General features: G+C 72.3%; 9 protein-coding genes and 2 pseudogenes. 5 read left to right on the forward strand and 6 right to left on the reverse strand.

What is annotated here, in order from left to right; genetic code table 11:
• From C1J00_RS30490 to C1J00_RS30505, 4 genes are all read left to right on the forward strand, one after another.
• The coding region (locus C1J00_RS30490) for a (2Fe-2S)-binding protein (RefSeq protein WP_180989747.1) at positions 1 to 351 on the forward strand (351 nt) is incomplete at its 5' end.
• Positions 348 to 1,238 carry a dihydrodipicolinate synthase family protein gene (locus tag C1J00_RS30495; RefSeq protein ID WP_102912217.1) on the forward strand — a complete coding sequence of 297 codons (891 nt, stop codon included), beginning with the start codon at positions 348 to 350 and terminating at the stop codon, positions 1,236 to 1,238. The genes C1J00_RS30490 and C1J00_RS30495, both read left to right, overlap by 4 nt.
• 4 nt (positions 1,239 to 1,242) lie before the next feature.
• Positions 1,243 to 2,244 carry a proline racemase family protein gene (locus C1J00_RS30500; RefSeq protein ID WP_102912218.1) on the forward strand — a complete coding sequence of 334 codons (1,002 nt, stop codon included), beginning with the start codon at positions 1,243 to 1,245 and terminating at the stop codon, positions 2,242 to 2,244.
• A 40-nt stretch (positions 2,245 to 2,284) separates the two neighbouring features.
• A complete protein-coding gene (locus C1J00_RS30505) occupies positions 2,285 to 2,956 on the forward strand; it encodes a GntR family transcriptional regulator (protein ID WP_102912219.1) in 672 nt (223 codons plus the stop codon).
• A gap of 163 nt (positions 2,957 to 3,119) precedes the next feature.
• On the opposite strand, the gene C1J00_RS30510 is transcribed toward C1J00_RS30505, so the two are convergent.
• From C1J00_RS30510 to C1J00_RS30525, 4 genes and pseudogenes are all read right to left on the reverse strand, one after another.
• Positions 3,120 to 4,055, reverse strand: coding sequence for a PDR/VanB family oxidoreductase (locus C1J00_RS30510; protein ID WP_102912220.1), 936 nt, complete (start codon positions 4,053 to 4,055; stop codon positions 3,120 to 3,122).
• Complete coding sequence (locus tag C1J00_RS30515; RefSeq protein WP_102912221.1) at positions 4,052 to 4,234, reverse strand: hypothetical protein; 183 nt, start codon at positions 4,232 to 4,234, stop codon at positions 4,052 to 4,054. Before C1J00_RS30515 ends, C1J00_RS30510 begins: the two co-directional genes overlap by 4 nt.
• Positions 4,231 to 5,301, reverse strand: a complete 1,071-nt coding sequence (locus C1J00_RS30520) for a Rieske 2Fe-2S domain-containing protein (protein ID WP_180989748.1) — start codon at positions 5,299 to 5,301, stop codon at positions 4,231 to 4,233. Before C1J00_RS30520 ends, C1J00_RS30515 begins: the two co-directional genes overlap by 4 nt.
• A 314-nt stretch (positions 5,302 to 5,615) precedes the next feature.
• Positions 5,616 to 6,490 (reverse strand): annotated as a pseudogene (locus C1J00_RS30525) (MFS transporter).
• A gap of 169 nt (positions 6,491 to 6,659) precedes the next feature.
• On the opposite strand from C1J00_RS30525, the gene C1J00_RS30530 reads away from it, so the two are divergent.
• On the forward strand, positions 6,660 to 8,711 hold the full coding sequence (locus C1J00_RS30530) for a phosphocholine-specific phospholipase C (protein WP_102912222.1): 2,052 nt from the start codon (positions 6,660 to 6,662) through the stop codon (positions 8,709 to 8,711).
• Here the strand turns inward: C1J00_RS30530 and C1J00_RS30535 are convergent.
• Positions 8,701 to 9,204, reverse strand: a pseudogene (locus C1J00_RS30535) (hypothetical protein); the annotation flags it as partial. The gene C1J00_RS30530 and the pseudogene C1J00_RS30535 overlap by 11 nt on opposite strands.
• Before the next feature lie 109 nt (positions 9,205 to 9,313).
• A partial coding sequence (locus tag C1J00_RS30540; protein ID WP_102912224.1) for a hypothetical protein occupies positions 9,314 to 9,953 on the reverse strand: 640 nt, incomplete at its 5' end.

The raw sequence follows: 9,953 nt of genomic DNA on the forward strand, positions 1-9,953 counted from the left end.
CCCGCCGCCCTCAAGGCCCGTACGGCGCTCCGGCGAGCCGCAACCGCCCTCGACTCCGCCTACGCGCCGCCCGCGCACTGGCCCGAGCAGATCACCGACGACACCGTGATCTGCCGCTGCGAGGAGGTCACCGCCGGGGCCGTGCGCGAGGCCCTGGACCTCGGGGCGGACGACGAACGCACCGTGAAGCTGCTCACCCGGGCCGGGATGGGCTGGTGCCAGGGCCGGATGTGCGGCACGGCCATCGCCGGTCTCGCCGGCTGTGCGCCCACCCCGGCCAAGCGCCCGTTCGCCCGTCCCGTGCCGCTCGGCGTCCTCGCCCGGCAACAACCCCAGGAGGGACCGTCATGACCGAACACCGCCCCTGGCGCGGCGTCCTCGTCGCCACCGCGCTGCCCCTGAACGACGATCTGTCGGTGAACCACGACCGGTACGCTCAGCACTGCGCCTGGCTCGTCGAGAACGGCTGCGACGGCGTCGTGCCGAACGGCTCCCTCGGCGAGTACCAGGTGCTCACACCCGAGGAGCGGGCCAGGGTCGTCGAGACGGCCGTCGCCGCCATCGGCGGGGACCGCGTGATGCCCGGTGTCGCCGCCTACGGGTCCGCCGAGGCCCGCCGCTGGGCCGAGCAGGCCGGTGAGGCCGGCTGCCGCGCGGTGATGCTGCTGCCGCCCAACGCCTACCGCGCCGACGAGCGCTCCGTCCTCGCCCACTACGCCGAGGTCGCCCGGTCGGGCCTGCCGGTCGTCGCGTACAACAACCCGATCGACACCAAGGTGGACCTCGTGCCCGAGCTGCTCGCCCGGCTGCACGGCGAGGGGTACATCCGCGGCGTGAAGGAGTTCTCGGGCGATGTCCGCCGGGCCTACCGGATCGCCGAACTCGCCCCTGAACTGGATCTGCTGATCGGCGCGGACGACGTCCTGCTGGAGCTGGCCGTCGCGGGTGCCAAAGGCTGGGTGGCGGGTTACCCGAACGCGCTGCCCCGCGCCTGCGCCGAGCTGTACCGCGCGGCCGTCGGCGGCGACCTCGGCAGCGCGCTGCCCCTGTACCGGCAGCTGCATCCGCTGCTGCGCTGGGACTCACAGGTGGAGTTCGTCCAGGCCATCAAGCTGTCCATGGACATCGTCGGCCGCCACGGCGGGCCCTGCCGCCCGCCCCGCGCCGCGCTGCTGCCCGGGCAGGAGGCGGCGGTCCGCGCCGCCACGGAGAAGGCCGTCGCGGCCGGGCTGAGCTGAGACCATGCGCAGCAGACTCGCCCTGCACGCCGTCGACTCGCACACCGAGGGCATGCCGACCCGGGTGATCACCGGCGGCATCGGCACCGTCCCCGGCGCCACCATGAACGAACGGCGGCTGTGGTTCCGCGAACACCGCGACGACATTAAGCAGTTGCTGATGAACGAGCCACGCGGCCACTCCGCGATGAGCGGCGCGATCCTCCAGCCGCCGGCCCGGCCCGACTGCGACTGGGGCGTCCTCTACATCGAGGTCTCCGGCTATCTGCCGATGTGCGGCCACGGCACCATCGGCGTGGCGACCGTCCTCGTCGAGACCGGCATGGTCGAGGTCGTCGAGCCGGTCACCACCATCCGGCTCGACACCCCGGCGGGCCCGGTCGTCGCCGAGGTGGCCGTCGAGGACGGGGCCGCCAAGGCGGTCACCCTGCGGAACGTGCCTTCGTTCGCCGTCGGCCTCGACCGCGAGGCCACCCTCGCCGACGGCCGGACGGTGACGTACGACCTGGCCTTCGGCGGCAACTTCTACGCCATCCTGCCGCTGGAGCGGTTCGGCCTGCCCTTCGACCGGTCCCGCAAGGACGAGATCCTCGCGGCCGGCCTGTCCCTCATGGCCGCCGTCAACGCCGAGGACCCGCCCGTCCACCCGGACGACCCCTCCATCCACGGCCTCCACCACGTCTACCTGGCCGCCCCCGGCTCGACCGCCCGCCACTCCCGGCACGCCATGGCCATCCACCCCGGCTGGTTCGACCGCTCGCCCTGCGGCACCGGCACCAGCGCCCGCATGGCACAGCTGCACGCGCGGGGCGAACTCCCGCTGCACACCGAGTTCCTGAACGAGTCCTTCATCGGAACCCGCTTCACCGGCAGACTGCTCGGCACGACCGAGGTCGCCGGCCACCCGGCCGTGCTGCCCAGCTTCACCGGCCGCGCCTGGATCACCGGCACCGCCCAGTACCTGCTGGACCCGGAGGACCCGTTCCCGGCGGGATTCGTCCTGTAAACACCCCCCGTAAGGGCATGAGAGAGGAACCCCTACCGTCATGGCCGCGCAGCACACCCCCGCCCTGCCCGTGCTAGGCAGCAGGAAGCCCAGCCACCGGGAACGGGTCGCGGACGCGCTGCGGGCCGCCCTGATCGCCGGTGAACTACGGCCCGGCGAGGTCTACTCGGCCCCCGGCCTCGCCACCCGCTTCGGCGTCTCCGCCACGCCCGTGCGCGAGGCCATGCTCGACCTGGCCAAGGAGGGACTGGTCGACACCGTGCCCAACAAGGGCTTCCGGGTCACCGCCGTCTCCGAGCAGCAGCTCGACGAGTACACCCACATCCGGGCACTGATCGAGATCCCCACCACGGCGAAGCTGGCCCGCACGGCCGACCCGGTGGCCTTGGAGGCGCTCCGCCCGGTCGCCCGGGAGATCGTCACCTCCGCCGCGGTCGGCGACCTCATCGCCTACGTCGAGGCCGACCTGCGCTTCCACCTCGGCCTGCTGGCCCTCGCCGGCAACGGCCACCTCGTCGACGTCGTGCGCGACCTCAGACGCCGCTCCCGGCTCTACGGCCTGACGGCCCTGGTGGAACAGGGACGGCTGGAGGCGTCGGCCGAGGAGCACCTGGAGATCCTGGACGCGCTGCTCGCCCGCGACGAGGAGGCCGTACGGGCCGTGATGACCCGGCACCTGGGGCACGTGCGGGGCCTGTGGGCCGCACCCTGAACCGCCGGACCCCACGTGTTCGACGGCCGCGCCTCGCCGCCCGGACCCGCGGGGAGGACACCGGCCTGGGCGGTGGTGGTTCCGCCGGCGGCAGCGCGGCGCGGGCCGGGCGGCGGGGCCCGCCGTGGCGGCCGACGATGTCCGCCGGCCGTGTCTCTCCGGGTCACAGGTCCAACACGAGCGTCCCGCCGCGGCAGCGGGACACACAGATGAGCATCGTCTCGCCCGCCGCGCGCTCGTCGTCGCTCAGCACCGAGTCGCGGTGGTCCGGCTCGCCGTCCAGGACGTCGGTCTCGCACGTGCCGCAGGTGCCCTCGGTGCAGGAGTACAGGACCTCGACCCCGGCGGCGCGCACGGCGTCGAGCACGGACACGTCCGGCGCGACGGTGAGCGTCCTGCCGCTGCGCGCCAGCTTCACCTCGAACTCCGTGTCGCCACCGGTCTGCCGCTCCTTCGGCCGGAACCGCTCGACGCGCAGCACCCCGGACGGGCAGCGGGCCTCGACGGCGTCCAGCAGCGGCCCCGATCCGCAGCAGTAGACGAGCGTGCCCTCAGGCACGTCGTCCAGCACCGAGGCCAGGTCCAGCAGGCCCGTCTCGTCCTCCGGTGCGAACGTCACACGGTCCCCGTAGCGGCCGAGTTCACCGCCGAACGCCATGGACGTGCGGGTGCGCCCGCCGTACAGCAGCGTCCACTCGGCGCCCGCCGCCTCCGCCGCCGCCAGCATCGGCAGGAGCGGTGTGATGCCGATGCCGCCGGCGACGAAGCGGTAGCGAGGGGCGGGTTCCAGGCGGAAGTTGTTCCGGGGCCCGCGCACGCGCACCGTGGCGCCCTCGCCCAACTGCTCGTGCACATGGGCGGAGCCGCCCCGCCCGGCGGGCTCGCGCAGCACCGCGATCCGCCAGGCCGATCGGTCCGCCGGATCACCGCACAGCGAGTACTGCCGCTCCAGGCCGGGCCCGAGCAGCACGTCGACGTGAGCGCCCGGCTCCCAGGCCGGAAGCGGCTCGCCCAACGGATGGCGCAGTGTCAGGGCGAGCACTCCCTCGGCGGCGAACTCCCGCCGCTGGACGACCAGTTCGTCCTCGTACTCGGTCATGAGCCGCCCCCTCGCGGCTCGTCGTCGCTCACATGACCCTGTGGATGGGCGAGCATCCACTCCCACATCTCGACCGGGTCCTGCGCGGTGTGCTCACGACCGCAGTGGCACGTGCCGTGCAGCACGTCGGTGCCGGGCACCCAGTCGATGCGGTAGATCTCCCCGGTCGGAGCCGTCACCGGACCTCCTCCACGGGCTTCTCGCCCTGCTCGACGAGCCGGGCGAGGATGCGGCGGGCGGCCAGGCCACCGGTGTCGATGTTGATGCTCAGCTCCTGGTAGCCGGTCCGCTCGGTGCCGAGCGTCTCCTGCAGCAGGTTGAGCGCGGTGACGTCCTGCATCACGACTGTGTGGTTGTTCCCACGCAGGAACTCGGTGACCTCGGCGTCGTCCGTGGCCCAGTCGCGCGAGACGGCCCAGAAGTCGTACACCTTGCCGTCGCCCGACGGCGTGATCGCGTATGTGATCTCGGTGTGGAAGCCGTTCGGGTCGCTGCCGTCCGCCTCGGGCAGCACCCCGGCCGGGGCGATACGGCTGTGCAGCAGGTACAAGCAGGGTGCGTGGTACTCGATGTCCTGCCAGCGGGTGATCCGGCCCGCGATGCCGGTGGACTTCGCATAGAACGGCGGGCACTCGGCGTCGTCCATGTGCCGGCTCACCCGGACGATCCCTGCGCCCTCGTCGACCTCGGTGGTGATCGGCGTCTCGGCGACCTCGGGGGTGCCGATGTAACCGCCGTGCAGATACGTCTCGTGGGACAGGTCCAGGAGGTTGTCGACGAGCAGGCCGTAGTCGCAGTCGATGGGCTCCATGCCGCGCACGGTGACCCAGCCGGGGGAGTCCAGGTGCCGGGCCCGGGGGATGGACTGCGGGTCGGCGAGCGCCGGGTCGCCGATCCACACCCAGATCAGCGAGTCCTGCTCGACGACCGGGTAGGAGGCGACCCGGGCGGTGCGCGGCACCCGCTTCTGCCCCGGCACGTACACGCACGCGCCGGTCGTGTCGTACGTGAAGCCGTGGTAGCCGCACACGATCCGGTCCCCGTCCAGGCGCGTCGGCGCCTGGGACAGCGGGTACCGGCGGTGCACACAGCGGTCGTGCAGGACGACCGGCGTGCCGTCCTCCTCCGTCCGGTAGAGCACGAGCGTCTCACCGAGGATCGTCCGGCCGAGCAACTCCCGCCCCACCTCGTGACTGTAGGCGGCGACGTACCACTGGTTTCTGGCGAAGGCGGTCATGTGGGGCATGGGCGCTGGCTCCCGTCTCTTGTCGTGCCGACATCGTCGGGGCGGCCCTCCGGGCATCGCAACGGCCCTTCCGCCAGGCGGAAGCCGCTTCGGCGGAGGCTGTTTCGGCGCTGACGCCGAGGGCATTCCGGGTCCCACTTCCTGGAGCTGTCGGAGGTCGGCCGGACCACCGACGCCGTGATCAACCCCGAGAGAGTCGCCGCCGTCAGGGAAGGACCGCCGCTGTCCGCCGGGTCGCCCAACGGTGCGGGACCGCACGACGAGCCGCACGGGAGCGACGGGGACGGCGAGCCGGTCCCGGACGGCGGACCTCCTCACCGCCGCAGCGGCGCGTGAGCCGTCTCCGGCAACCGCAGGTAACCACCGACGACACCAGGCAGATCACCGCGACGTACCAGGGGAACAACCCCGCGTGTCCCTGCTCCTTGAACAGCGTGCCGACGCAGGGAGCCGTGCCGCCGAAGAGCGCGACCGTCAGCGAGTAGGGGAAGCCGATACCGGCCGCGCGCACCCGGGGCGGGAAGATCTCCGCGTTCACGGCCGCGCTGATCGAGGTGAACCCGGTCAGCAGTACCATGCCCGCGCACTGCACGAGCAACAGCACGGCGAACGAGTCGCGCAGGATGTGCAGCAGCGGCACCGTGAGCAGGGCGAAGCCCAGGCCGAAGAAGAGCAGCAGGGGGCGGCGGCCGATGGGGGTCCCCCCGCGTGAGGAAGCTGGAGAACAGCCCGCGCCGGCCGGGCCCCGCCGACTCGACGAGGAACGTCGTCGAGGCCGCGAACTCGCCGCCCACGGACAGACCTTGCAGCAGCCGCGCGAGGACGAGGACCACCGGCGCCAGCACGCCCACCGTCGCGTAGGTCGGGGTCAGCCCGACCAGCAGGCTGCTGCCGCCCATCGGCAGGATGGTGACCGTCAGCGCGGCCCGCCGCCCGTGCCGGTCCGCGACCGCGCCCATCAGCAGCCCGCCCACCGGCCGCATGAAGAAGCCCACCGCGAACACCGCGAACGTGGACAGCAGCGGCACCAGCGAGTTGTCCGCGCTCTCCGGGAAGTGGCCGGCGATGTAGGTGGCCAGAAAGGTGACGCGTACCAGTCGTACCACTCCACCGCGTTGCCCACCGAGGCGGCGAGGAGCTGTCGGACGGGCCGTTGCGTCGGCGGGGAGGCCGTCTTCGTCTCTGTCACGCCCCTCGCCCTCCCCTGGGAACGCTTCGGCACACCTGGCGTACCGGCGACTTTCACACGAGTGTCACCGGGCCCTTCCTTGTCGTTTGGTGTCCCTGAAACACTCCTTCCGCGCAGGTTCCGTCATGTTCCGGCCATCCAGCACAGCAGGATGAGAGGTCTGTCCTTCATGTCCGAAGTCAACCGGCGCCGCTTCCTTCAACTCGCGGGCGCCACCACGGCCTTCAGCGCGCTGTCCGCCAGCATCCAGCGCGCGGCCGCGCTTCCGGCGAACCATCGCACGGGGTCGATCGAGGACGTCGAGCACATCGTCGTCCTGATGCAGGAGAACCGTTCCTTCGACCACTATTTCGGTGCCCTGAGAGGCGTCCGCGGCTTCGGCGACCCCCGCCCGGTCACCCTCGACAGCGGCAAACCGGTCTGGCACCAGGAGAAGGACGGCAAGGAGACCCTGCCGTTCCACCCGGACGCCGACGACCTCGGCATGCAGTTCCTGGAGGGCCTGCCGCACTCCTGGCCCGACGGCCAGCAGGCCTACAACGGCGGCAAGTACGACCGGTGGGTGCCCGCCAAGGGCACCACGGCCATGGCGTACCTGACCCGCGAGGACATCCCGTTCCACTACGCCCTCGCCGACTCCTTCACCGTCTGCGACGCCTACCACTGCTCGTTCATCGGCTCCACCGACCCGAACCGCTACTACATGTGGTCGGGGTACACCGGCAACGACGGCAGCGGTGGCGGCCCGGTACTGGACAACGCCGAGCTCGGCTACGGCTGGACGACCTATCCCGAGCGCCTGGAGCAGGCCGGCGTCTCCTGGAAGATCTACCAGGACATCGGCGACGGCCTCGACGCCCGGGGATCCTGGGGCTGGATCGAGGACGCCTACCGCGGCAACTACGGCGACAACTCGCTGCTCTACTTCAACCGGTACCGGGGCGCCGAGCCGGGCGACCCCTGGTACGACAAGGCCCGCACGGGTACGAACGCCAAGGCCGGAGACGGCTACTTCGACCTGCTGCGTGCCGACGTCCAGTCCGGCAAGCTGCCCCGGATCTCCTGGATCGCCGCCCCCGAGGCCTTCTCCGAGCACTCCAACTGGCCGTCGAACTACGGCGCCTGGTACATCGCCCAGGTCCTGGACGCCCTGACCTCCGACCCGGAGGTCTGGTCGAAGACAGCCCTGTTCATCACGTACGACGAGAACGACGGCTTCTTCGACCATGTGGTGCCGCCGCTGCCGCCGAAGGACGCCTCCCGCGGCCTGTCCACCGTCGACGTCTCCCTCGACTTCTTCCCGGGCGACGGCAACAGGACGGCCGGCCCGTACGGACTCGGCCCCCGGGTGCCGATGCTGGTCGTCTCGCCGTGGAGCAAGGGCGGCTACGTCTGCTCCGAGACCCTCGACCACACCTCGATCCTGCGGTTCATGGAACGCCGCTTCGGCGTGCGCGAGACCAACATCTCGCCCTGGCGCCGTGCCGTCTGCGGTGATTTGACGGCCGCGTTCGACTTCTCCCGCAAGGACACGCGACCGGCCCCGCTGCCCGGCACCGACGCGTACGAGCCGCAGGACCGCGAGCGCCACCCCGACTACAGGCCGACCCCGCCCGCGGATCCGCGCATGCCCCGCCAGGAGCGCGGCCTGCGCCGCTCCCGGCCGCTGAAGTACGCCCCGCACGTCGACGCCTCGGTCGACGCCGCGGCCGGGAAGCTCACCCTCACCTTCGCCACCGGCGGGCAGGCGGGCGGGGCGTTCCACGTCACCTCCGGCAACCGCGCCGACGGTCCCTGGATGTACACCACCGAGGCCGGCAAGACGCTCTCCGACACCTGGAACTCGGCGTACTCCGGGGGTTCCTACGACCTGACCGTGCACGGCCCTAACGGCTTCGTGCGGACCTTCAGGGGCTCGAACCGGGCGGCCGGCTGCGAGGTCACCGCGCGTCACACCGGCGACGACATCGAGCTGACCTTCACCAACAAGGGCTCCGGCACGGCCCGTCTGAAGCTCGTGAGCGGCTACGGCGGCCGGCCCTCGACCGTCACGGTCCGCCCGGGCACGAGGGTGTGCCGGACCGTCGACCTCGCCGCCGGCCGCCGCTGGTACGACCTGACCGTGACCGCCGAGGGCGACAAGGCGTTCCTGCGGCGGTTCGCCGGTCACGTCGAGAACGGGCGGCCGGGGGTGAGCGACCCGGCGATCATCACCGCGTAGCGGGAGTGAGGTGCCCCGGATCGTGCGGCCGGGGCGCCAGCGCAGGTTCGGCCGTGGCCGAGCCGGGTTCCAGAGCCAGGACCGCGGCCACCGGATGGTCGTCGTCGACCGGGCCGACCCGGTCGGCCGCCGCGGGTGCCGCCCGGCTGAGCAGCACCACGCCCCAGGACGCCAGGCCCGCCCCGGCGAGCGCGAGCAGGATGCCCGCCGGGCCGCCCTGGAGGCGTTCGCCCAGCAGCGACAGGCCGATCACCGCGGCGGCCGGCGGGTTGGCCAGGGGCACCATCGCCAGCGGACCGCCCAGACCGCCCCGGTACGCCGTCTGCGACAGCAGCAGCCCACCGGCCGCGAAGGCCGCCACGAGCAGTGCCACGCCGACCACCTGGACGCTCAGCACGGGGCCGGTCCGGTCCGTCGCGGCCACGGTCACGGTCTGGGTGAGGGCCGAGGCGACACCGGAGGCGCGCGCACCCCCGGCCGGGTGGGGTTCCCCTGTGAGCGGCAGGGGCGCCCCACCCGGCCGACCGGTGTGCGGGTGTCCGTGCCGGCCGGCGGGGGCGCTTCCAGCCGGCCGCCCGGTTGCGGCTGTGCGTCCGTCCTGGTCAGACGTCCTGACCGTTGCCGCTGCCCGTCGCCGCCTCGATGCCCTTGGTGATCTCGTCGAGCACGGTCTCCTGCTGGCCCGCGTCGACGCCGAACCGGACGACGACCATCTGCTTCGCGTTCGCGGGGGAGGGGAATGCCAGCGACTCCACGATGCCGTCGGCGCCCTTGCTCGTGACGGCCTTCCAGCGGACCAGGTAGCCCTTCTGCCCGGCCACGGTCACGGCCTTGGAGACCAGCACGTCGTGGGAGGTGATCCCGCCGTAGGACTTGCCGCCGTAGGACTCCTCGGCGTTCCACGCGATGTCCGCTTTGGCGATCTCCTCGGCGGTGTCGCCCTTGGTGCCGAGGGCGAGGGCCGGTGCGGAGTAGGCGCCGCCCTTGGTGCAGGTCGAGGAGGTGTCGCCGGGGCACTTGTAGGAGTCGTCGGACATCACCTGCGCGCCGACCTGGGCCTCCTGGCCGTACCAGCCCTTCGGTATCGGCAGACTGATCCCGCTGATCGCGTCGGTCACCGACCCACTCCTGATCTTCGGCGGCTGGGACTGCTCGGGCCCCGGATTCTCCCCACCGGGTCCGCCGTCGCCACCGGATCCGCCGTCGCCGCCGGAGCCCCCGGACCCGCCCGGTCCGCCGAAC

Origin of the sequence: Streptomyces cahuitamycinicus (assembly GCF_002891435.1) — a bacterium.
Classification (GTDB): domain Bacteria; phylum Actinomycetota; class Actinomycetes; order Streptomycetales; family Streptomycetaceae; genus Streptomyces; species Streptomyces cahuitamycinicus.